The organism is Paraliobacillus salinarum (genome assembly GCF_014083865.1).
GTDB classification, from domain to species: domain Bacteria; phylum Bacillota; class Bacilli; order Bacillales; family Amphibacillaceae; genus Paraliobacillus; species Paraliobacillus salinarum.
On record NZ_JACEFA010000002.1, the window covers coordinates 209,209 to 234,805 of the forward strand.

Genomic DNA, 25,597 nt, shown 5'->3' on the forward strand with positions numbered 1-25,597 from the left:
GGATACAACTAAATAATGACCATGAAAAGCCGAATCATAATCCATTTTTGGAACATGATTCGGCTTTTTAATTTCATCGAGGTTAATTTAACTGCGGAAATGCATGACACTTGCTAAATCCTAAACTCTATCTTTTTTGCTTATTGCATAGCTTACAAATCAAAGCCTATTTAAAAATGTCAAATGTTGTTTGAATTTAAGTTAAAGAAGGCAGTTATCTGAATATTTCATCTTTACCATTTTGAAAATATAGTATTTTAATAGTTCAATATTTGTGTTAAAATTCCAATTGTTAGCGTTTACAAAATTATAATAGGAGGTATTTATATTGAAAAAGCTAGGTATATTTAAATTGCTTCTTCTAATAGTTTTGGTTATTCTACCAATCTCTGTTAGTGCTGCAAATGACGATGTAATTGTCGATTTACGTTTAATGGAAACTACCGACATACATAGTCATGTAATGAATTATGATTATTTTAGTGGTAGTCAAGACGAAACAATTGGTCTGGTGAATGTTGCAACCTTAGTCAACAAGGTTAGAGCAGAACATAAGAACACACTTCTTTTTGATAATGGCGATCTGATTCAAGGAAATCCAATGGCGGATTATATTGTCAACGAAAATGTCCTAGATCAAAATAATAATGTCCACCCTGTCTACAAAGTTATGAATCTATTACAGTATGATGCAGCAAACTTCGGTAATCATGAATTTAATTATGGACTTGAATTTTTACAAAAAGCTGTATCTGGTTCTGATTTTCCTTATGTAAATGCTAACGTATATAAGGACAATGGGAAGTTTGAAGAGAACTATTTTAATCCTTATGTAATTTTAGATAAAGAGGTTACTGATCAAAATGGTAACAAACATACCATTAAAGTTGGTGTTATCGGGTTTACACCACCAAAAATTATGGTATGGGATAAAAGTAACCTAGAAGGTAAAGTAATAACTAGAGATCTAAAAGAAACAGCTGATGAATTTGTTCCTAAGATGAAAGCTGAAGGTGCTGATGTAATTGTTGGTATTCCACACTCTGGTTTAGGTTCTATTAATGATTATACACATGGTGCAGAAAATGCTACGTATGAGCTTTCAAAAGTAAAAGATATGGATGCTCTATTATTCGGACACTCTCACCAAGCATTTCCAAGTGATTATTATGCTTCGCTTGATGGAAAACATAATATCGATTTAGAAAAAGGTACAATAAATGGCGTTCAAACAGTACAAGCTGGTTTCTGGGGATCACACCTTGGTATAGCCGATTTAAAACTTAAGAAAACTGCTGAAGGTTGGGATGTTGTTGGTGGTCAATCAATAGTGGAACCAATCTATGACTCAGCAACGGATAAGCCACTTGTTGAACCTGATCAAGAAGCAATTGATCTAGTAAAAGACGATCATGAAGGTACAAAAAATTATGTATCTACTCCAGTAGGAAAAACAGAAGTGCCATTATTTAGCTACTTTGCGCAAGTAATGGATGATCCGACTGTTCAAATTGTAAGTGATGCTCAATTAGCATATATTAATAAATATATCCAAGGAACAGAATTTGAAGATCTGCCAGTATTATCTGCAGCAGCTCCTTTTAAAGCTGGACGAGATGGAGTAAGTGATTACACTGATATTCCTGCTGGTGGGTTAGCTATTAAGGACACAACGTCACTTTATAAATATCCTAATACTGTTCGTGCAGCTAAATTAACAGGTGCACAGGTTATTGATTGGTTAGAGTGGAGTGCTGGTCAGTTCTATCAAATTGATCCAACATCAGATAAGCCACAAGAGCTTGTAGATACAAAATTCCGCAGCTATAATTTTGATGTAATGGATGGTTTAACATATGAGGTTGATGTAACAGTACCTCCAAAATATACAGCTGATGGAGAGTTAATAAATCCAGATAGCAACCGTATTGTCAATGTGAAACATAACGAACAACCAATTGACACAGCAAAAGAGTTCCTTGTTGTAACAAATAATCACAGAGCAACATCCAAGTTTGCTAATCCTGATGGTAACAATATTGTTATTGAATCACCAGATGAAACTAGACAAGTACTAATTAATTATATTAGTGGTCACGATTCAATCAATCCACAAGCTGATAATAACTGGTCATTTGCTAGCATCGATGGTTCTCCAGAACTTATTTTTAGATCCGCTCCTGGTGGAGAAAAGTATGCAGCAAATATGGATCAAATCGAATTTGTTAAAAAGCGTGATGACGGATATGCAGACTTCAAATTCTCTGTACAGAACAATGAAATACCAAACAAAGAATTCCCTGATGTTCCAGAAGGGCATTGGGCAAAAGAAGCAATAAACAGATTGTTCAACCAGGGTATTATTAAAGGCTATGAAACTGGGAATTTCGAACCTAAAAACGAAATTACTCGTGCGCACTTCGCAATGCTTCTAGTTCGTGCATTAGAGCTTGAAGGTGAAGCTACTCATCCATTTAGTGACCTTAGTGGTTATGCAGAAGCTGAAGTTGCTCTTGCTTACGAACATGGTTTAGTAAAAGGTTATCCAGATGGTACTTTCAAGCCAGATGTTCCAATTAAGCGTGAAGCAATTGCTGCTATGATGTTAAGAGCGTATAATGTAAAAAATAATACCACTTATTTAGCAACAGAGGATTATCACTTCTCTGATGAAAAGGAAATCGCTCCTTATTTTGATGATGCAGTAGACGCAGTATACGAGCTTGAATTAATGGAAGGTATGGGTAATAATATATTCGCTCCAAAGAATAACTCAACTAGAGCGGAAGCAGCAACAGCAGTAGATAGACTTCTTCCTTAAATATTAAGAGTATACAATTTATATATAAAAATGCAGTTTATTATCGATTAGAAGATTACTCATAAATTGATTATTTGACATATCACACAATGGTGTCAGAGGAAACACATACGTTGATTCCCTTTTAGTTTAATCGTGTGTCTTGTTATAATGCTTAACACAAGAGATTAGCTCGAATCGAGCTAATCTCTTATTCTTTATTGACATAGCGCAGACTCCATTCAAAAATAAGCTGAATACCAATATCTACATATTTATTTTTCCATAGCCACCATAAACACACTCGGAACTTTTACTTGTTGAAGTTTGAAATTTGAGCATGTTAATCGAACTAAAAAATCCTCATCATTGAGATGAGGACGAAAATTAGTTTAGTACGTGTTGAGCCAATACTTGTTCTTTATAATCATCTTTTTCTTTCTTAGTCATCTTTTTGAATTTGTTAATAAATTCCTCGTATTGAGGCAATATCTCATCGACCGAACCAAATGCTCTAACTGTACCAAATTCCAACCAAAGGATTTTTTCACAAAACTGCTTCATTTGACCTAACGAATGACTCACAAAAATCATTGTTTTACCTTTTGCTTTAAATTCCTTCATCTTAGCTAAGCTCTTCTCAGCAAATGCCTTGTCACCTACAGATAAAGCTTCATCAATAATTAGAATATCAGGATCTACATTAACAGATATCGCAAAACCTAATCGAGATTTCATACCGCTGGAATATGATTTAACAGGTTGATCAATGAATTGTTCTAATTCCGCAAATTCTATAATGCTAGGCTCAAGCTTTTTAATTTGATTTTTATTAAATCCTAACATCAATAATTTTAATTCAATATTGTCTCTGCCACTTAAATCTCCTTTTAGACCAGATGCAACAGCGATTAACGAGGCTTGTCCATTTACTGTAACGTTACCTTTTGTTTCTGGAACTATACCTGCAATAATATTAGAAAGAGTGGATTTACCAGAACCGTTAGTACCTACAAATCCAATTACATCTCCTTTGTTTGCTTCAAAGCTAACGCCTCTAAGCGCATAGAAATCTTCCCCATAATTTCTAGGGAATAACAAGTCTAAAATTCGTTCACCTGGACTGTTATACAATTTATATTTTTTTGTTACATCGTCTACTACAATCGATTTATTCATAGTAACTCCTTTATTTTTAAAGAAAATCGATAAAATGTCTTCGAAACTTAACATGTAAGTTTGAACCAATTATAAACAACACAAGCGTGATACCCCAAAAGTATAGAGTATATTGCCAATTATCAATTAAATACCAGTTCAATCCAAGAAAACCTGCTCTATATCCTTCTATTAGATAGTAAAGTGGGTTAATTTTCATAATAATTTTGATCCAACCATCAAGATTTGAAGTATCTACACTCCAAAGGATTGGAGAAAGATATAATAACATTCTAAGAGAAGCATTAAGAAACATGTGTACATCTCTAATAATTGTTGACAACGTTGATGTTATCAATGATAAGGCATAACTAAAGGCAACTGTAGCAAATAAAAAATAGAATATTTGTAGATAGTATATATTGAAATAAAATCCCATTATATTCAAAATAATAATTGTAATTACGACCATTATGACGTGTATATACAGCTGAGAAAAAATAACAAAGTTTGGTATAACACTCATAGGAAAATTCATTTTCGATAGCATTCTAAGTCTTGTGTACACAGATTTCGAACCTTTAATGGTGGATTGATAAAAGAAAAACCATAAAATGAAACCTGTTAACATCCAAGGTAGAAAAGGGACAAAATTATCAGGTGCTACCTCTACTTCGGGTCTCTGTCTGATACCATAACCAAAAACAAACCAATATATCCCAATTTGTATTAAAGGGTTTATTACTTCCCAAGCCATACCTAGATAATTTGTGTTATTAGCACTTTTGAGCTCATATAATGATAATCTTCTTATCAAATAAAAATGATTGATTTGTTCTTTTAAAACTAGCAGTGGGGATCTCATAATTGTTTCCTTTCTGTAACACCATAAAATACTTACCAAAGTATACTAATTAAACGAAAAAAACACAACTATAATGTGTATGAATTTAATTGAAAACTTTGTTAACAACTCTCTCACTGGATCTTCCGTTTTCTAAATAACAAAATTTTCGATTGAAAGTTTTTACCTTCTCAGATATATAAAGTGTCTCACTTATTTTATCTATTTCTTTAATTAAATCAGTTGTTGTTTGAACTAGAGGTCCTGGTGCATCCTGTTCTAAGTCAAAATAAAAACCTCTTAGTTTCTGTTTGTATTTTTGTAAATCGTAAGTATAAAAGATCATTGGTCTGTTTAGGTTTGCGTAATCAAAAAAGACTGATGAATAATCTGTTATTAAAACATCAGATACAAGATATAAATCTCTTATATCTTTGTAATTAGAAAAGTCATATGCAAAGCCTTTGTAATTTTCTATGTTTAGATTTTCAGCTACAAGATAATGCATCCTAAAAAGAATTATCCATTCATCACCTAGTTTTTGATTTAACAGATCTAGATCTATATTAATGCTGAATTTATATTTACCTTTAGAATAAAACTCATCATCTCTCCAAGTAGGGGCATATAAAAGAACTTTTTTATTCTTTGGTAAATCCATATTATTTTTCAAGGAATTGATCATATTCCTATTGTTATTATTCAATAAATAGTCATTCCTTGGATAACCAGACTCAATAATTTCACCGTTATAGCCAAACGCTCTTTTGAAAATTTCAGTAGAGTATGCATTAGGCGAAATTAAATAATCCCATTTAACGGACTCATTAACAAAATTTTTTTTATATTCTTTAGTATTTGTACCAGGCATATGTACCTTTTGTATGTCTAATCCTAATTTTTTTAAAGGTGTACCATGCCAAGTTTGTATATATGTTGTATGAGCAGGTTTAGGGATCCATAAAGGAAGCCTACTATTAATTACCCAATATTCCGCTCTTGCCATGTTTACTAGCCATTTCAATGAAAATCGATTCAAATATTTTTTTTTATCATCATTTTTCAGTTGAAGTTCATACCTTTTATCAATACTCCAATATAATTTATAGTTAGGATGATTCTTCAAAAGATACTCATACAAAGCTAATGGATTATCACTAATTTGTTTTCCGTGAAAGCTTTCAAAAATTACCGAATCTTTTTTGGCAGGTAACTTAGAGATTACATAAAAAACGAATTTATATATTTTTAAAATTATCTTTCTACGCTTTAAAAAACCCCGCATACCATTCGCTCCAATCTTTTAATGCAACCATTAAAATAATAATGTTAAGGAAATATCCCCTAACATTATTATTTTAATCTATTTCAAAGCTTTATAAAAGGTTTTCATAGCCTTTTCGTTGTACTTATTGGAATAAAATACACCATTATGTGTGTTTCTTTCAATAATAAATTTGTTTAATCCCTCAATCAAACCATCAACACTATCTTCAACCAATAATCCATACTTACCATCTTCAAGGACAGTTCTATTTGCAACAATGTCTGTAGCAATAATGTTCATTTCTAGCGTTAGTGCTTCCAGAAGAACCATTGGTTGGCCTTCATAATGCGAAGAGAGAACAAAGCAATCACATTTTTTCATAAACTCAAAAGGATTCTCTAATTGCCCAACCAAGTAAACATTGTTGGAAAGGTTTAATTCTATTATTAACTTTTGCAAATCTGCTTTAAGAGGTCCTGAACCCAAGATATACAATTTACATTTATCATTCTTTTTCACTATCTCTGCAAAGGATTTAATTAGATTATCTTGCGCCTTCTCTGGTGATAGTCTTCCCATATTCACGAAGCTAATATTATCAGTCGTTGGGTAAGGAATAAATTTTTCATCAGCTTCAAAACCTAAGATTTCTATGATAGAGATATATTCACTTTCAATCCAACCTATCTCCTTACCTTCAAATTCTACAAAAGAGTACTCTGCAAATTGTGTTGTAAGCTCTTTCGTTACTATAACTTGAGTGCCTTCTGAAATACTTATATTCCCTTTACGTTTTTCATACATACTCAAAGGATCTGAATAAAATGAATCAATAGTTGACACATTGGTTATCCCTATTTTTTTAACAACTTCATTTTTCAGTTCTATTGGTTCTTCTACATATTTAACAGCCTTATTATTTAACCATCCTTTTATCTCATCTTTTATTACATAATGATATTTACCGTTAACTGTTTTACTAGTTTTTTTGATGAGCACATTTGTATTTAATAGTTCTTCAGCAGCCATTATTTCTTTGGCCTTTGGATGTGGGGATGGCTTTGACCATAGTTTATAATTTTCAGGATTAGATATAACAGCTATTTTATTACTTTCGTATTCCCTTAATATCCTGTTATCAATATTTTTTATAAAAAATCTATGCTTGTAATGGTTTAATGATTTTCTAAGCTTTTTATCTACCTTAGAAAATAAGGAATCTTTTGTGTTGTACTCTTTAACTGTTTTTAAAGCTGAATTATCAATCCATCCAATTTTAGTTTGGTTAATATAAATACGACTATAGGAGCTATGTTGTGTCTTTACTTCTTCATTAATATATACCATTATGTCTTTATAATCGTAACTATTTGACACCTTTTTTACTCTCTTTAATTTAAAAGGTTTATTCCATATATCATTGTTACGAGGCCATTTAACTATAGCTAGTTTATTTAACTCTTTTCTTTCAAGAATACTATCTGGTAAAATCGCAAAATTACATTCTTCCATCCAGCCTATTATCAGGTTTTTATGTTTAAATTTATAAAAAACTTTATCACCAACAATAGCCTTTCTCTGTATCGTAACTTCTTCACCTTCATATTCTATTGCATCACATATAATATTATCTATTTCACAAATAGGTCTTCTTAGCACTTTACTATTTTGTTCAGGCTTTACAATAGACCGTGCTTTATAATTAGAGTAATCAATTATTGGTTCACTTTGTTCACTAGTGGTTTCTTCTGATTTGTTTTCACCGCTTAGATGAAGTATTTTATCTGGGTTTATGGAATTAAGTATATAATCAAATTTTTCTTCATTGGCGAACTGCAAAAGGTTCTTTTTGTTAAGTTCCATTGTCCCTTTAGATACACTAACTAATTTATCAAATTTATTGTATATAGAAAACAAACCTCTTAAATTCTGTCTGTGCGGACGTTTTCCGTTAACTGTGCGTTCACTATCAGACAATAAATCATTGTGCATATAACATAATTTCTTTTTCGCATCTATACTAATAATATATTTCGCCCAAAAGAAACTATATCCACTAAAATCAATTCCATAATCAAATTCACTATTCCCAAACAATCTTCTAACTTCTCTTTTATATGCAGATTCCGGATATAATTTCTTTTCCGCTTTCCGAAATACACCTCTATTTTTAATCAGTTTATCCCTGTAAACTTCATTAAGTTTATAGGATGGTACTCCTAATTTAAATAAAAACCTCACATTTTCATTTACTTTATTCAAATTGTTTAAAACTTCGGGTGATTTTGGGGTTTTCATAAAACAACTTACATCATATTTTGTATAATCTATATTGTCCAATAAGTTTATCACTGAACTCGTGATCCCATTATTAGCCATACCACCCGGGTATAACACTATCTTTTCCTTTTTATTATCTAAATTGTTTATCACTTTTATATTGGTAGTCTCATTTAAGAATAAATAATCAACTAGCCTTTTAGTTACATTTCCATCATCATAATTAACAAATTTCTCTTTCATACTTTTATAATTAATCTGATACTGACTTTGTTTGTGTGTTTTATTTTTAATAGCATATATTAAATCTTTAATGTTCAAGCATACAGGTCCAGGTAATTCCTCATCTTTAAAGTATTTTTGTCTTTCTTCATTGTATTCATCTTCATCAAGAGTATAAAAGACTATTGGCTTATCTGTAACTAGATAGTCAAAAAAGATACTTGAATAATCTGTAATGAGTAAATCAACCAAACCTAATAATTGATTAGTATCTACGTAATCAGGAATAAGGCATTCTTTCAATTCTAAATGCTTCACTGCTTCATCATATAAAAATGGGTGAACCTTTACCAATACATTAAACTCATTCCCTAAGTGCGTATTAAGCGTTTCAATATCGGCCATGATTTGATATATATCATTACTTACCTTGTTTACACTCTTTCCTTTCCATGTAGGAGCATAGAGAATTGTTGATTTATTAGCATCTATTTTTAATCCATATTCAGATATCTCTTGACGAAATTTGCTAGTATCAAGATTTAAAGTTAAGTCTATTCTAGGATAGCCGTCTTCTATAATGCTACCTGAATATATGCCATCTAGTTTATAACTTTTAAGAAAGATATTTGTAGTATGTTTATTTGGACTCAGTATATAATTTGTTGACAAAAAGTTCCTTACTACATTTTGAGAATGAGCTGGATTGCCTGGGATGTCAAACCCCATTGTCTTTAGTGGCGTACCATGCCATGTGTTTATATATATTTGTTCTTTTTTTGGAATAAAAAAAGACTGAAAAGTAGAGTTATTAATCAAATACTTACTTGTAGTTAAATATTTCAAATATTCTTTTGAATTTCTTTTAACGAAAATAACATTATTATATTTTTTATATTTTTTTATTATCTTGTCTAAATTAGCGAAGTTGTCTATTGACCATACATGTTTGTATGAGTCAAAATCTTGATGATCTAGAAGATGTGAAAAAATAGCGTATGGACTATCAGTTAAACTTTTCCCATCCCGACTTTCATATAGAATAACATCTTCTTGCACCTTATACTTTTCATAATATCTAGTGAATAATATACTCCTTTTATGATTATGTTTTCTAATAAAATTCATTATTGGTTCAATAATAAATTTTATTTTTCTTTTTAATATTTTTTTAGTTAGCACTTCTAAATACTCCCCTTTATATTTTCCAAAAAAAATAATTAAAAATGGTCAAAAGTAAACCAAAGATAATATATTATATCATATTTTATTTTTCCACTTAAGCTAATATTTTATATATTGGTCTTTCAATTTAATTTTTTAAATTGGATATTTCTCCATGACACATTTCCATTTCTCATCAAATAAGGCCCCAGCTTAATGTATTTACCCTTTTCTGGTGTTATATTAAGCTCTATTTTACTCCAAGTATTATTCTTCAGTTCTAATTGATCTACTTTAATATTTTTATACCAATCACAATCTTTTTGCAAATATGTGTCAACTGTATTGAAAGTTCTAAGAGAAAAAATTAATTTATTACTATCAATTTCTTCTATTTTATCAACTTTTATTTCAAAAGTTAGCTTGAAGGTATACAATCCTTTTGTATCAATCTCGATTGGATGTGACCAGATTTGGGCATTCCTATCCTGTTCTAATCCACTCATTGTTACAGATAAAACATTTAAGTCTGGCTGATCCTCTTCCGGTGGCAATATATCAAAAACATCCTGCCAATACGACCAGTAAAGTTTCCCTTGGCTAAAATCACCATTTTTCAATAATTTTATGTTTGTCTGCTCTGTATTATTAGAGATAAGATAAGTATTTTTATATTTGTAGAGATCTTTCAAAATAATCATTAATAATTTATGTGTGAAATCCTCATAAAAATCCTGTGTATAATGCACATAGAAAACTTCCCAAAAATGATTATCTATCGAAGTATATTTTTTATCATAGTTAATAGTTTCAACATACGAATAATTATCTTCAAAGTAATCATAAAACTTAAATAACATAGCATTAATTTGATCTACATCTATCTTTCTATATTTACCTATTTTACTAATTTTTTTTATTTTGTTTGATTTTGTTTCAATATAATCATCTGTAAACTCAATTTTATTAAGAATAATTTTAGTGTTTGGAAACTCTAATTTCATTTTCTCCATAAACTTATCTATGGCGCTTTTCCAGATTTTAAAATATTCATCGAAATCTTTCTCAGGCTTATATGTCTCACCTAATTCCAAAGTAGAATAAAAAGGAGTTTTTTTAAACAGCCAAGTTTTATTAGTTATATAACTAGTTCCAATTTTTCTAACTCCAAAATAAACGTCCGGATATAAATCTAATATTAAAAAATCAGGCTGTGAGATACGCATTGAGTTCCATGGGCTTTTCAACAATTCCGTAATTAATATTTTTTTATTAAAATCATTAATGTCACCCTTGAGTACACTATATGGCTGAAAGGGAATTGAATCTGACATTAATGAAATCATAGACATATGATTTTGTGTAAAGACACATTGATAGTAATCTTTATAATCTTTAATAAAATTAGAATTAAAAGCATCTCGGCTGACACAACTACCTATTACAGCTAGTTTTATGTTATTCATATTTGATTACTCCTTAGTTTTTATGTAAATATACTAGTTTTAAATAATTCGTTAAAATACATTGGGTTTTGTAGGTTATTCTAATTTTTTTACTTATTCAGTATAGCAGGATTACAAAATAAAAACATACTAAAATTAGTGGATAGAGGGCTAGACGGGTTACCTTTGCAAACCTTTAAAGGCTGTGAATGTGAGGCGTGTTCGGATTGATAGTTACTTTTACGGAGTGGTACTTGAGAATTGACACCGCTAAGTAAACAAATGTTACAGCAAATCCTGATTATAACCAAAAAAAAGGTTCCGATCATCTTTCTTTAATAATCGAAACCTTCCTTTTTTTTGGAGTTGTTATGTTTTCACTTCAATTTAGAATTACTAAATAGAATCATTTTCACTCAGAGGTTTTCATAATAGAATTTGAATATCATAATCCACATTTCTTATATTATCTATGCCGCTCATGAAGCATATAGGGTTCAATCCTTTTTCATCTTAGCAAACAAACTTAAAGCCTTTCTAGATGTTTCAAACGCTTCTTTCTGATAATGGATTAATTTATTATGTATCCTATTTTTCTCATTAGCTTCTTCTGAAAAGCTTTCCTCAATTATATCGACTAATGAGTTACTATCCCAATTCTCTTGCGTAACATTACCGGCAACAGGTTGTTCAAAGATAGATGCAAATGAGTCTACCTTTGGATCATAGGATAATGCAACAAATGGTGTTCTTGTAATTACAGAAAATATAAGAGAATGTAATCTCATCCCCAATAGGATCCGCGATTGTCCAATAAGGGTAATTTTGTCTTCAATGCTTGCATCATGTGGCGCTATGATACTTCTTTCGGTCATCATATTCGCAACTTCTTCTGATGCTTTATTATCAACTTCTCCATGCATAGGGAGAAAAACAATTTCAAAACCTTTTTGAGCTAGTATATCTAAACTAGCTGCAATTTTTTGTTTGTAAGGTACATCAGAGGGCCATTCTCTTACACTTACAGCAACCGATTTCTTGTTCTTTTCTTGTAATTTCCAATCCGTCTTAAATGTTGTTACATCTAGACCTAATACAGCATCCGGAACAATATCAATTGATTTGTTAACACCGATCGTTTCTAACAATTTTTTAGAATCATTATCCCTCACCGTGACAGAATCCATTTTATTCAAAGTATATTTGGTTATCAACTTGCTTACAGGGTGACTGATTGGACCTATACCTTGAGCATATATAAAAACAGGTTTCTTGCAACGTTTCGCTAAATGCATAATTAAAGTGTAATAAGGAATTGATTTTAAACTTGTTTGATCTTGTAAAAGGCTTCCCCCACCACTAATTAATCCATCTGAATCCTTAAGTACATGGATAACCTCTTTTATTTTCCAACGATTAACAGCATCAACGCCATATGTTTTGCTTGTTGAGCTAGGATCATTTGAGAGAACAGTAATTTTTATGTCATGTTGTAATTCTTTTAAGGATTGAATAATGGAAAATAATATAGCTTCATCTCCAACATTTTCAAATCCATAGTAACCAGATAATACGATGTGCATTATTCTCACCCCGCTTTCAACGCTTTTGTAATCGTACGATAGCAAATGTTAAACAAGTAAATTAAAAGCAATCCGATAAGGTAACCGAATACTACACCATATATTGTACGTAATATCGAAACATAGATCGGAATATGAAGATGTGTAAAAGTATTCATAATTGATAAGAAACCAATTGTTGCTGGGATTAATAGAAATCTGCCCCACTTCCGATTAATCCACATAACATGTAAAGCCAATATAAAGATAGGAAAACCAATTAAAAATTCTTTCGTTCTTGGTCTTGTATATAATAGCTCTTCTAACTTTTGGCGTATGATTATTTCTATTGATAATACGTCCGCAGCATTTCCTGAACGATCAACATAATAATAAAAAACAAATCCGACTAATCCAATAATGATCAAATGCCAATATTTAACGTTGAATGCCTTTAGAAAATGTATTGTTCTTCTAATACATTCTCCCATAAAGTCTCCTTTATACTTGTAATAAATTGTAGATATTTCATTCCACATTACAAAAATGGTAACAAAGATTATCGGAATAATATAAACTAATTTTACGCCTCTAAAGGATTCGAACCCTGTAATGAATGCATTGCCGTTTAACAAGCCTATTACAATGGTGATACCAACTAAACTAATCGCAAGTGCTTTTAAATATTGTATGCTAATTGACTTAATATTAGCGCTTGGTTTACCTGTAGAAATTACCGCATAAATAGGTGTAATTATCGCAATAATTAATGCAAATGCTTGTAACAAAATTAGTTTTTGGGATAACAAATAAAGTGCAGCTAATGCAATCATAAATATAAGAGTAATTATTCTTAATTTATCATTTTTCATAATTTTTGAAGCTAAGAAAGCAAACAAAACCCCTGCTAATAATGTGACTATTTGCGTAAATAATGTAAAGTCTACTTTTTTAAAGGCTGTTGCATCGCCTGCAATAAACTGATCAGGCATTTGGTTCATCACTGCACTTAAATATTCTTTTGAAATATCTAAACTTTCCAAAGGATCTTCCACAATAGGGATATGAAAGAAAATAGAACGAATATTACGCTCTTTAACTGCTCTTACAGATTTATCAACGCTAACTTCTATTGATTCTTCGTCTAAGCGTAGACTATGTAATCTTATAAAGTCATAATCTACATTTCGAGCAATCGTGGTCAGTCCATGTTGATTTGCAAATTCAATATTATAAAAAACAATTTCTGCTTGAGATAGTTTGTCTGATAACTCTTTAATTTCTTTTATATTTGGTGATCCTAATACTTCTTCTCCTGAAAATAATACATTAGAAGAGTTACCATCTTTTTGCTTAATAATATCATTTACTATCGCTTTATTTACATTGTGTTCTTCTGTATTCTCTACTCTAAATATATAAGACAAATCGTGCCTTTTTAATTGATCTAACACAAGTTGGTCATACCCTAAATAAGTGTGTAATTTCGATTCCTCTGTATCAACCAGATCATCCGCAATAAAATATAATATTTCATTACCTACAGTTACCTCGCTTGGATCAAAATGTTCCTTTATCTTATTGTTATAATAAGAATTTTCCGGAATAGTTGTAAAGAACCCACTGTTTTCAGGTAACCGATCATCATCAGCAGTAAATCTTACAATTTCTTTTAAGTAATTTTTTGAGTAAATATCAATAATGTCTTGTTGCTCCCAATCACTTAATGTACTCTGGTTTAGAGATACCGTTGTTAATCCAGCTTCCTCTAAAGTATCTAATGCGGTATCCATTGTTAACGTTTTGTTCAAGGTAAGTTCCTGTATTTCTTCATAGGGTGTGACTAATTCGTATGTATTATTATCTACCTCAGCATCCCATCTTTGAAATATACCGGGCAAAGCAGCAATAACTAATATAACAATGGAGATCCATAGATATTTGCGTTTGATCAAGATTTGATACTTCCTTTCTATATGTACAGTCAAAATCCTTTTTAATACTTTCCATAAAACAAGAAACCTGATAATAATATAACATAAAAAAATGAAGATACGACAAATTCATATAAATTTAACAGTATTCTTACATTGTAATTGACATTTTACTACAGATTGTTTTTTATAGCATATCCAGTTATTTTCCTTATACTCCTTTGTATTTACCCATCTGTTGGTTGACCTTCCAAAAACTCTGTTTATACATAAGTAACATACTTGCATGAGAATACTTATTAAAATCATAAAGTATTGTAGCAATTCCCCACGCTTATTGACAACATCTGCTATATCACATATAATTTGTATTGAACTGAGGTTGGATGACCAACGTCTAACAAAATGAAAGCGCAATCATAAAATAATAGTTTTTGACTAAATTCAGTTCTCTTTATCTCCCTACCATGAAAATATAGCGATGAGCTTTGCTATAAACCACACGATTAATATTCTATTACATAAAAACAAATATCGTTATTGCCTCCATTGTCACTTATAGTTTCTAAAAAAATAATTAATAGTTAAATTAAATCAATCCTTTTATTTCAATACATATAATTCTTGCTTTACTTGTATTATGTATTTATTTGATAGTTTATAAGATTTATTTATCAATAATTTACTCTTTTCATAATGGCTTAAAGGGGGTGATAAAACCGATCGGCATGTAGGTTGTATCGTTTCTTTATAAAATCATAGATTAGGTTAAATAATGAAATCTATTCTTATTTTTATAAAGAAAAAAATACGAGAAGGGAGTTAAGTAAATGCGAATGAAAGCAAGACAAAAACATTATAGTATCATGTTAATTTTTGTTCTATTGTTAAGTGCATTCACCCCAGCCGTAGCACCTATGAACGCAAATGCAGCAACTACTGATCAAACCATATCAGTAGCAGATGCAATTAATCTTAATAATGATGGAAGTCAACAGTCTGTTCAGGGTTATATTGTGGGGTTTGTAGACAGTGGTAACGTTTCAAATAATCCTACTGATTTTGCAAATGATTATAATGTAGCTATAGCAGACAATAAAGAGGTTACAGATAAAAGTCAGATGCTATTTGTTAAAGTGGAGAGTCAGTACCGAGGTGAGTTTGGCTTACAAACGAACCCTGACAACTTAGGAAAAGAGGTTATTGTTGACGGTACAATGACAGCGTACCATGGCCATAATGGTTTAAAAGATGCTACTTCAATGAAGTTTACATCTGAGAAACCTTCTGAACCATTAGAGTTAAAAACAATTACTGATGCTCGTGCACAAGGTACTGGAGAAGTTAAAACAAAAGGTATAGTGACTGGAATATTAAAGAATAATCTTTTCATTCAAGATGAAAATGCAGCAATTGCAATTTATCCAGTTATACCAGATGTTAATTTAGGCGATGAAATTACTGTTACAGGTAGCTTAGGTGAACATAATGGTTTATTACAATTGCAAGGTGTTACTGTAGACGCTAAGAATACTGAGACAACAGTGCCTAATCCTATAACACTAGAGGGTAGCCAACTAAAAGATCATGAGTCGGAGTTAGCACTTGTTGAAAACGTTTCAATAGTTAGTGTTTATGATGGTGGAAATTGGGCTAATTATACAGTAAAGGATGCTTCAGGTACTGAGTTCATTGTTCGTGACGAAACGAATAGTCTTAATTTAAATGTTGGACAAAGCTACAGTAGTATTGCTGGAATGATAACTCAATATAAAGGCGAATTCCAAATTACACCTAGAACAAAGGCTGATATTATTGCTGATAGTTCTGTTGTTCAAGCAGTAGTAGCAACACCAAATAGCGGGAAAGTACCTGCTGGACAAGAGGTTGCACTTAAGACATCAACTGCTGATGCAACAATTTACTATACGACAGATGGATCTGATCCTGTAGAAAACGGGAAGCTTTACGAGGGTGCAATAACTGTTGATAGCGAAATGTCGATTAAAGCTTATGCCAAAAAAGACGGTTTAAAAAATAGTGAGGTTGCAACATTTGCTTACACAGTTTATGACCCACAAGAAGGCATTCAGATACACGATATCCAAGGTGAAAGCCACCATTCTTCTATGGTCGGTGATATTGTAGAGAATGTAGAAGGTATTGTTACTTATGTATTTGATATTAGAGGTAGTCACTACTTCAATATGCAATTACCAGAAGCAGATCAAGATAACAACCCTAAAACATCAGAAGGGATTGTTGTTTATACAGGAAAGCAAGAAGATGTAAAAGTTGGGGATAAAGTAGAGGTAACAGGAAAAGTCGATGAGTACTATATTGATGGATATAGTAGCAAAGCAGAGACTGATTTACCTATTACTCAGATCAATGCGCGAGACGATAAAGGTGGAATCATTTCAGTAGTTGAAAGTGGTGTTGCATTACCTGAGGTTATTGAAATTAAATCAAGTGATATTCCATCTAAAATAAGTGGTGAACAAGGATTTAACGTATTCGAACCTGAAAACTTTTCTATTGACTATTGGGAAAGTATGGAGGCTATGCGTGTTGAAGTTCTAGCATCACGTGCGATTGCTCCACAAGAACACGGTGACCTAGTTGTAGTTACTAATGAATTTGAGACAGCGTATGAGACTATCAATGGTGGTATTCTTTTAACCGAAGAAGGACCTAACGCTCAATCTATACAATTCAAACTACAACCAAACAGTCCAGCTAGAGATTTCGCAGTAAAAACAGGAGATCTTTTTGTAGATCCGTTATCAGGTGTTGTTATGTACGGTTATGGAAACTACAAAGTATACACTGATCTTAGTGATGCGGAAAAAGCTTTCAAGGAAGGTTCAACCAAACCAGAAAAGACTGACATTGTTAAAGCAGAAGACGAACTAACTGTTGCATCTTACAACGTTGAGAACTTCTCCAATAATACAAGTCAAACATCTGAGCAAAAGGCTCAAAATATTGCTAGAGCGTTTGTAGAAGATATGAACAGTCCTGATATTATCGGTGTTGTTGAAGTACAAGATAACAACGGTCAAGATGAAGGACCTGATAATGCAGATGCTTCTGAAAGTTATCAACGTTTAATTGAAGATATTGAAGGTAGAGGCGGACCTACTTACGCCTACGCAAACATTAATCCTGAATATAATCAAGATGGAGGCGCACCAGGTGGTAACATTCGTGTAGGATACTTATATAACCCAGATCGCGTATCTTTAACTGATGCAGAGCATGGTACAGCGACAGATGCAGTAGGCTATGAAGATGGTAAACTAACTTTTAACCCTGGACGTATCTCTCCAAATAAAGAAATAATGGATGGTACAAGAAAGCCTTTAGCAGCTCAATTTGAATTCCAAGGAGAAAGTGTTGTTGTTGTAAACGCACACTTAAATTCCAAACGAGGAGACGATCCATTCTATGGACAAAATCAGCCTCCTAACTTCGGAAGTCGCGTGGAACGAATTGAATTGGCTAAGCTAATTAATACTTTCGTGAGTGATGTTATCGATAAAAACCCTGATGAGAATGTAGTTGTTGTTGGAGATATGAACGATTACGAATTCTCAGAGCCGTTACAAGTTCTTGCAGGAGATGAATTAACAAACAAAGTATTTGATGTCCCTACTAGCGAACGATACACTTATGTATATCAAGGAAACTCACATGTGTTTGATCAAGCACTGGTATCAAATAACATTGCTAATGATACCGAAATTGATATCATTCATGTAAATGCTGATTTCACTGATATGCACGGTCGTGCAAGTGACCATGATCCAGTTTTAATTCAAATCGATTTAGCCAATGAACCGGCTGATAACAGTGATATGTTTGAGGATATCGAAGGGCATTGGGCTAGAAATGTAATTAACGACTTAGCAAAACAAGGAATTATCTTTGGTTACGGTGATGGACGATTTGGACCAAATGATACATTTACACGTGGAGATTTCACATCATTGATTGTGCGCTCACTAGAATTAGAATCAGCTAATTTTAATCATCCTTTCAGTGATGTCTCTGGAGCATTTAAAAATGAGGTTGCCATTGCATACAACCTAGGTATTATTAATGGGTATCCTGGAGATGTATTTAAACCGGAAGCAACCATCACTAGAGAAGAAATGGCATCTATTATCGTGCGTGCTTATACAGAAGTAAATGATCTAAAGAGTGCAAGAGGTCTATTCGGTAGACACATGTACAAAGATGCTAGCAAGATTCATTTATCACACAAAGATAGTGTCACTATTGCTCACAAGCTCGATTTAATGATCGGAATGGAAAATAATTATTTCGCACCAAAATCAGTTGTAACAAGAGCAGAAGGAGCATCAGTGATCTTCAGAATGCTTAAGTAAGAATGCTATATTAATAAATAGTGAAGACGTTGATGCGTATGTACACATCAACGTCTTCTTCTGTTTACTGAACAAATAATAATAGATATAAGAATCTATCTTTGTCTATGATCGACCCACAGATTAACAACATGAATATACGCTATTTTCTTCATATAAAGATAGATTATCCTCGTAGAAGTTATCACTGAAATGATGCTGTTTGTATTCTTTTAATTAAATGAAAAAGATGATTAGGTAAAGTGAAATTCTTAACATTAGGGTCAGCCCACCTTATTCTAACACCTTATAAATGTTCAAATACTTTGATCACCATATCCTACAGTTAGCAATCTAGCCTATCATTACTCGTGCTAAATAGATTATTTTTACGTTCTTCAGAAATGCTTAAACCAAAATTGCATCTTTACTGGGTGTATTATATTAAAAATGGCGTCGGTGAGTTTTTCTCACCAACGCCATTTTCTTTGTAGCTATAAATTACAAAAGTATTATTCAGTTGCTTGGATAAATAGATCTAATGCTTTAGCTCCCTCTTGACGAGTAGCATCATTTCTAGGCATGAATTTATCATTACCCATACCAATTAAGATACCTAAATCATGCATATCATTAATTGCATGAATCATTTCTTCAGTTGTATCAGCAATATCATTAAAAGGAGCATCATCTGTCTGATCTAAATTGCCTTCAGCTTTTAAATCATATGCTCTATCAAGAATAATGGCCATTTCACCACGGCTAATTTCTTTATGTGGCTTAAATGTGTTATCATGATAACCTTTAATTAAACCATTTTCTTCAGCAGCAGCAAGTTCTTGACGCATTTCTCCATAAACATTATGCATATCAGTGAAGTTTGCTTCTCCGCTAGCTTCTAATCCAAGTGTTCTTGTAAGTAAACTAGCAAATTGTACTCTAGTTACAGGTTCTTGAGTACCGAAAACATTTTCTGACATACCATTTATAATTTTATGACCATAAAGTTTTTCTACATGATCAAATCCCCAGTCATCACGAGAGATATCTTTAAATGGAACGTGAATATTGATACGATTTTCATCACCAAGTTTGATTGGAGAGTTTGACTTGAAATATTCTTTCATAACTTCTTCTAATGCACTATATTCGTTGATTAACTCTGTATCTTTAAGCATACCGTAGTCGTCTCCGCCAGCTGAAAGGAAATCGTTTGTTGCTACCGTGTACATTTTGTTCATATCAATCGGCTGATCGCCAACCATTAAGTTCTTCACTCTTTCCCCTTCTGTTCTTGAGTCAATCGTGAAGCTAATTCCTGCTACGTGAGGAAATGCACCTTTAGTGTTTGGATAATCACTAACACCGTGCTCTAAAGCCGCTTTAATTGTTTTACCATCCATTTTCTTGGTTACAAGGTAGTTACCAAATGGACTTACATTGATTACGTCACCTAGGGTTACTTCTCCCTTTTGAATAGAAGATCTTATTCCCCCACCATTTGTAATGGCAAGATCGGCATTAGTTTTTTCCATCATTGCGTTAGTGATCAGGTTACCTAGATTCGTTTCGCTTGTTCTTACATCTCCACGCTCTCCATGTAAAAGAACATCAGAAGAACCGATAACCTCACTCATAATTACGTCTTGCTTGTCTTTAATAGTATTAATTAATGCTTCTGTTTCAGTATCAGGTTCGATAGATGCAGCGTCTTCTTTTGTATAACGAGCTGCTTCCATACCTGTTAAATTTTTCTCAGCATCGAATGTCAACACTACTTTACCTAAATTCTTAGTGTATTCTCCAGCACTAACAATCTTTGTTTTATTACCATTCTTATCAAGGTTGTCCACTGTGTGACTATGACCATCAACAATAAGATCAATGCCAGGTGCACCCTCAGCTAGTTTAATAGAAGTGTCTGTACTAGACGCATCCACACCTAAGTGAGTTAAAGCTATGATTACATCCACATTTTCTGCTTGTAGCTTAGAAACCATTGCTTTTCCTTCTTCAACAATATCAGTAAATTCTAACCCTTCAACGTTCTTCGGGTTTGTTTTATAATGTGTTTCAGGTGTTGAAAGACCAAAGACTCCAATCTTTACACCATCTATTTCTTTGATAAAATGAGTTTTTAATAATTGCTCGTTTGTTTCTTTAATGCGAACATTAGCGCTGATTACTGGAAAATCAACTTCATTATTCGCAATTTCTACCAGACGATCTTGACCATAGTTAAAATCGTGGTTTCCCGCTGCCAATCCGTCATACTTCAAGTGATTAAAGATTTTTGCAATACTATTACCGTTTTCAAGTGTTGCAAAAGGTGTGCCATGGAAAGTATCCCCAGCATCTAAAAGTAACGTGTTAGGATTGCTAGCTCTTTCTTGATTAACAAAAGTCGCAAGCTTTGCAAACCCCATGCCATCATACTTTCCTTCCTCCACACGCCCATGGGAATCATTGGTATGTAGAATAGTAATTGAAGTGCCTTCTGCAGCAGCTACTGATAATGGGGCTCCAACCGGTAAAATACCTAAACATAAAACAGCGATCATAAGTGAAACCGAAATTCTTTTCAACTTACTCATTGACCAACCTCCTAGTAATATTGTATTTTCATACAATATTAGTATATTATAGATTCTCTAAAAATGAAAGCGTTTACTAGATTTTTTTGAAATTTTTTTGCATATTATTTACAAAAAAACTAATCTCAAATTGTTTTATTAGTTTACGTCTCAACTGTAATTTAACAATTTGAAAATTAGTTTTTAATAAGCTATATGATAGACAGGTTTTGGAAATACGTATACTCTAATATTGTTATTTTAGAAAGCATAGAATAGACTCTACTATTATTCTTCAACATACAAGTGTTTAATTAAATTGTTGCTACTGTTACCTTTCGAATATTGATTCCATTCTAGAGCAAACTGATTAATCTTAGAGTAGTCATACTGATCATTCTCTAGAACATGAATTAAATCATTTGTATTAGTAACAACCGGGCCAGGAACTAACGAGACATAATCATCCCATAAGCCAGTTTCTTCTTGATATTGTTCTAAATCATACGCAAAAAACACCATTGGTTTTTTCAGTAAAGCAAACTCAAATGGCAATGAAGAGTAATCTGTAATTAATACATCTGTAATCACTAATAATTCGTTGATATGGTAATTTTTTGATACATCTACAAAAAATTCATCCTCGTTATAGGTTGTATTTAACGTAATAGCTGGATGCAACTTCAAGAAAAAAACGAATTCATCACCTAGCTTTTTCTTCATTTCTGCTATATCCAACTCGATGTTTGAGAGATGTAATTTATCTTTTCTAAACGTAGGTGCATACAATATAACTTTTTTATCTTGTATTACTGGAAACTTACGAATCATTTCTTTCTTTATTTCTTCTTGTGACGAAGAATCAAAGAAAAAATCAGTCCTTGGAATACCAGTACGTAATATACGGGAGTCATTCAATCCAAAGCTTTCTTTGAAAATAGTAACCATTTTTTCTGATCCTACCACAACGTAATTAAATTTCTCATAAACTTTATTAAATCTTTGTTGGGCTATTTTGCTTCTGCTAGGAACGGTTGAGTCTAACAAGCCGAACTTTTTAATTGCACCCGCCGCATGCCACAACTGCACACATTGAACGTTCGGTTTAAACTTAATATCAGCTAAAAAACCAAAGTAAGTATCAATGAAAATATGTTGGCATGTGGCAATATGATAGATTGACTTAACAAAAGATACTGGTCTTGTAAGCTTAAAATCTATTACAATAGCACCTGGAATAGACTTAAAATAATGCTTAGAGTTCTTTGTATCCAAAATAACTATTTGTTGATTTGTTGATTTCGAAAGTTCTTCCGCAACATAGAAAACATTATCTGCAAAGGAAGAAACAAAAGTAGTTTTTTTCCTTTGAGGAAAGTTTTTTAACGCATTGAATATCATTCGAAAAACAAATAGATAAAAGGATATTAAGTATTCCCTAACCATTTTCTAACTCTAATAAATCAGTCTTAATTTTTGTAGTAGAAATTCCGATTGTTCGAGGTAAGTATTTAACTTCGCAATAATCTTGAAGATAATCAAACTTCCCTTTCCAATCGTCTCCCATTACAAATAAGTCAACGTCATGTTTTTTTATGTCATCAATCTTTTGTTCCCAAGTATTCTCTGGAATAACTTCATCAACATAACGTATGGCCTCTAGAATTAGTTTTCTATTTTCATAGTTATGATAAGCTTTTTTGCTCTTTAATAGATTAAACTCATCTGTGGAAATAGCAACAATTAGATAATCACCTAATTCTTTTGCTCCCTTTAGTATGTTTATATGGCCCCAATGCAACAAATCAAATGTTCCATAAGTAATTACTTTCTTCATTTTATAGCCTCCGTTATTGTTTAAAAAAAATATTAAAAAAGTTTGTGCTATCTTCATATTTATTATACATTATATTTATAAATTATATAATTATCAAGTTATTACATTACTTTAAAGTATGAGATGCTTTAGATATTATATAAGCCATTATATCAAGTAATACGAGAAGGGATCGAGCTTTATTGAACCTTTTCAGTGATGTTGTGAAAATGAAAAATAGTTATCCACTTACTTAAATTGGTAATTTTTTTGATAAAAGACAACATTCCTACTTTAAAAATAGTTTAACTTGATTCAGAAAAAAAGTTTAAGACTAAAATGCTATGAGATTAAAATAATTGATTTAGGAAATATCAATACTTTTAGCCTACCATCGTGATTGGTCCATTTTTGTGAAATTACCCTATGCAGTTACTTCAATTCAATCAATACTAGAAATAGTAAGCTGGCTAAATCGCCACTTTCAAAAAATTCGATTTCTTAAATAAGTTTATGACCTATAATATACAATGTTTTTTTAAGGTTAAAATAATTGTTGATTATCTTCATCTATTATCAAATAATATCCTTTACCACGAATTACATTTATTAAACAAAACACGCCTTCAGACATTAATTTCATCTGAAGGCGTATTTGTGTGTTATTATGTTTTCATTTAATAAAAAATTATTTTTCTTTCCAATTATAATATGAAATAATTCCTTCACTTATTGCTTTAGCCAAAACTTGCTTTTTTTCTTTTAATATTTTGGCATCAGATTTATTGGTTAAAAAACCTAATTCTACCAAAGTTGATGGCAATGGATTTGTTTTTATTACTCGAAAACCTGCCTGTTTAACTCCACGATCTCTCATACCAGTAGCTTCAACTAATTCGTCTTGAATAAAAGCTGATAATACTCTACTTGCCTCTGTTCTAGAATCCATTCTAGCTCTGGAATGATAATAATACGTTGCAACACCACTAGCACTAGGGGTAGCAGAATTTGCATGAATACTTACAAATGTGTCTGCTTTGTTATTTACTGCAAAATCAACTCTTTCATCTAATGATAGATATTTATCTGTTTCTCTAGTCATTAACACTTGAATATCCTTTTTTTCTAAGTATATCTTTAAGTATTTAGACACTTCTAAATTAACATCTTTTTCTCTCAAATTATTTGCACTAGCACCTGAATCTTTACCACCGTGCCCAGGATCTATCACGATAAGTCTATCTAGTTCATCCACTAAATAATCTTGGTGGACATACCCTGATAGTTTTCCTTTAGTGATTTTAACCCATTGTCCTTCTGTACTATGAGCAGTTACCTTATCACCATTTCTTAAGCTTCCTACTCTTTCATAATTTGTACCAGGGCCTTTTCTAACATTTAATGTCGTATTTACACGAACAAATTTCACACTAGGCTTTACCGGTTTTGCAGCTGTTGTATCATCATTAGTTTCTTCAATAAAACTCGGATCTAAAGCTCTAGCAACCATAACCGAAAATTCTGCACGTGTAATGAAACTTTTTGGTTTGTATGTACCGTTAGGATAACCTTTCGTAATACCTGCAGTAAAAATCTTATCAATAGATTCGTAATTCGGATGATTTTTATCTACATCCTTGAAGTTGACATGACTTTTGTTGGTTATATTAAAAGCTTTAGAGATAACAATGGCCATCTCGCCTCTGGTAATGGATTGATGAGGTTTAAACGTACCATCTGGATAACCTCCAATAATTCCTTTTTTATAAGCTGATTCTATATAACCAGATGCGAATGATTCAAACTCTACGTCAGGAAATGTGGACTTAACTTTATTCCCATCAAGGTTTAAAGCTGTACCAACCATTTTCATCGCTTCAGCTCTTGTTACAGAATTGTCAGGTTTAAATTTGCCATCTGGATAACCATTAATTATTTTTTTTTCTATTAAATAATTAATCTCTTCAGTTGAATAATTATTCGGAATATCCTTTAAACCAGCTGCTGATAACGATTGCATTGAAAAACACAAAAAAAACACTGCGAAAACAAAGGTGACTATTAACTTTTTCCCCAATAAAATGAACCTCCTTATTAAATTTTTTATTAAAAAAATTGGGACTTAAATATAAAAATCTATCAAAAAAGCTCGAAACCTA

At 31.9% G+C, this 25,597-nt stretch carries 12 protein-coding genes and 1 pseudogene; 2 read left to right on the forward strand and 11 right to left on the reverse strand.

Annotated elements, in window-relative coordinates:
* Positions 1 to 328: 328 nt before the first annotated feature.
* Positions 329 to 2,821: a bifunctional 2',3'-cyclic-nucleotide 2'-phosphodiesterase/3'-nucleotidase gene (locus tag HP569_RS03805; RefSeq protein WP_246366908.1), complete on the forward strand. Its 2,493-nt coding sequence runs from the start codon at positions 329 to 331 to the stop codon at positions 2,819 to 2,821.
* Between the two features lie 366 nt (positions 2,822 to 3,187).
* Here the strand turns inward: HP569_RS03805 and tagH are convergent, their stop codons facing one another.
* The 7 genes and pseudogenes from tagH to HP569_RS03840 all read right to left on the reverse strand — a co-directional run bounded on the left by tagH (position 3,188) and on the right by HP569_RS03840 (position 14,697).
* A complete protein-coding gene (gene tagH, locus HP569_RS03810) occupies positions 3,188 to 3,979 on the reverse strand; it encodes a teichoic acids export ABC transporter ATP-binding subunit TagH (RefSeq protein WP_182199820.1) in 792 nt (263 codons plus the stop codon).
* 16 nt (positions 3,980 to 3,995) lie between these two features.
* The gene (locus HP569_RS03815; RefSeq protein WP_182199879.1) at positions 3,996 to 4,823 is read right to left on the reverse strand and encodes an ABC transporter permease; all 828 of its coding nucleotides are present in this window, start codon (positions 4,821 to 4,823) and stop codon (positions 3,996 to 3,998) included.
* Positions 4,824 to 4,908: 85 nt separating this feature from the next.
* A pseudogene (locus HP569_RS03820) lies at positions 4,909 to 6,069 on the reverse strand (CDP-glycerol glycerophosphotransferase family protein); the annotation flags it as partial.
* A gap of 96 nt (positions 6,070 to 6,165) precedes the next feature.
* On the reverse strand, positions 6,166 to 9,753 hold the full coding sequence (locus HP569_RS03825; RefSeq protein ID WP_246366909.1) for a CDP-glycerol glycerophosphotransferase family protein: 3,588 nt from the start codon (positions 9,751 to 9,753) through the stop codon (positions 6,166 to 6,168).
* A gap of 125 nt (positions 9,754 to 9,878) precedes the next feature.
* A complete protein-coding gene (locus tag HP569_RS03830; RefSeq protein WP_182199822.1) occupies positions 9,879 to 11,201 on the reverse strand; it encodes a DUF6270 domain-containing protein in 1,323 nt (440 codons plus the stop codon).
* 476 nt (positions 11,202 to 11,677) lie between these two features.
* The gene (gene csaB, locus HP569_RS03835; protein WP_182199823.1) at positions 11,678 to 12,763 is read right to left on the reverse strand and encodes a polysaccharide pyruvyl transferase CsaB; all 1,086 of its coding nucleotides are present in this window, start codon (positions 12,761 to 12,763) and stop codon (positions 11,678 to 11,680) included.
* A 5-nt stretch (positions 12,764 to 12,768) separates the two neighbouring features.
* On the reverse strand, positions 12,769 to 14,697 hold the full coding sequence (locus HP569_RS03840) for a DUF5693 family protein (protein ID WP_182199824.1): 1,929 nt from the start codon (positions 14,695 to 14,697) through the stop codon (positions 12,769 to 12,771).
* A gap of 809 nt (positions 14,698 to 15,506) precedes the next feature.
* Here HP569_RS03840 and HP569_RS03845 point away from each other — a divergent pair.
* On the forward strand, positions 15,507 to 19,070 hold the full coding sequence (locus tag HP569_RS03845; protein ID WP_182199825.1) for an S-layer homology domain-containing protein: 3,564 nt from the start codon (positions 15,507 to 15,509) through the stop codon (positions 19,068 to 19,070).
* 491 nt (positions 19,071 to 19,561) lie between these two features.
* Here the strand turns inward: HP569_RS03845 and HP569_RS03850 are convergent, their stop codons facing one another.
* From HP569_RS03850 to HP569_RS03865, 4 genes are all read right to left on the reverse strand, one after another.
* Positions 19,562 to 21,643 carry a 5'-nucleotidase C-terminal domain-containing protein gene (locus tag HP569_RS03850; RefSeq protein ID WP_182199826.1) on the reverse strand — a complete coding sequence of 694 codons (2,082 nt, stop codon included), beginning with the start codon at positions 21,641 to 21,643 and terminating at the stop codon, positions 19,562 to 19,564.
* 267 nt (positions 21,644 to 21,910) lie between these two features.
* The gene (locus tag HP569_RS03855) at positions 21,911 to 23,023 is read right to left on the reverse strand and encodes a CDP-glycerol glycerophosphotransferase family protein (protein ID WP_182199827.1); all 1,113 of its coding nucleotides are present in this window, start codon (positions 23,021 to 23,023) and stop codon (positions 21,911 to 21,913) included.
* A 37-nt stretch (positions 23,024 to 23,060) separates the two neighbouring features.
* Positions 23,061 to 23,459 carry a glycerol-3-phosphate cytidylyltransferase gene (gene tagD / locus HP569_RS03860; protein WP_182199828.1) on the reverse strand — a complete coding sequence of 133 codons (399 nt, stop codon included), beginning with the start codon at positions 23,457 to 23,459 and terminating at the stop codon, positions 23,061 to 23,063.
* Positions 23,460 to 24,126: 667 nt separating this feature from the next.
* Positions 24,127 to 25,458: an N-acetylmuramoyl-L-alanine amidase gene (locus HP569_RS03865; protein ID WP_182199829.1), complete on the reverse strand. Its 1,332-nt coding sequence runs from the start codon at positions 25,456 to 25,458 to the stop codon at positions 24,127 to 24,129.
* Between the last annotated feature and the right edge of the window lie 139 nt (positions 25,459 to 25,597).

Bases quoted from the DNA above. Each gene is read 5' to 3' on its own strand.
- tagH (WP_182199820.1), bottom strand. From the start codon at position 3,979: ATGAATAAATCGATTGTAGTAGACGATGTAACAAAAAAATATAAATTG.
- HP569_RS03815 (WP_182199879.1), bottom strand. From the start codon at position 4,823: ATGAGATCCCCACTGCTAGTTTTAAAAGAACAAATCAATCATTTTTAT.
- HP569_RS03830 (WP_182199822.1), bottom strand. From the start codon at position 11,201: ATGAATAACATAAAACTAGCTGTAATAGGTAGTTGTGTCAGCCGAGAT.
- csaB (WP_182199823.1), bottom strand. From the start codon at position 12,763: ATGCACATCGTATTATCTGGTTACTATGGATTTGAAAATGTTGGAGAT.
- HP569_RS03845 (WP_182199825.1), top strand. From the start codon at position 15,507: ATGCGAATGAAAGCAAGACAAAAACATTATAGTATCATGTTAATTTTT.
- HP569_RS03850 (WP_182199826.1), bottom strand. From the start codon at position 21,643: ATGAGTAAGTTGAAAAGAATTTCGGTTTCACTTATGATCGCTGTTTTA.
- HP569_RS03855 (WP_182199827.1), bottom strand. From the start codon at position 23,023: ATGATATTCAATGCGTTAAAAAACTTTCCTCAAAGGAAAAAAACTACT.
- tagD (WP_182199828.1), bottom strand. From the start codon at position 23,459: ATGAAGAAAGTAATTACTTATGGAACATTTGATTTGTTGCATTGGGGC.
- HP569_RS03865 (WP_182199829.1), bottom strand. From the start codon at position 25,458: ATGCAATCGTTATCAGCAGCTGGTTTAAAGGATATTCCGAATAATTAT.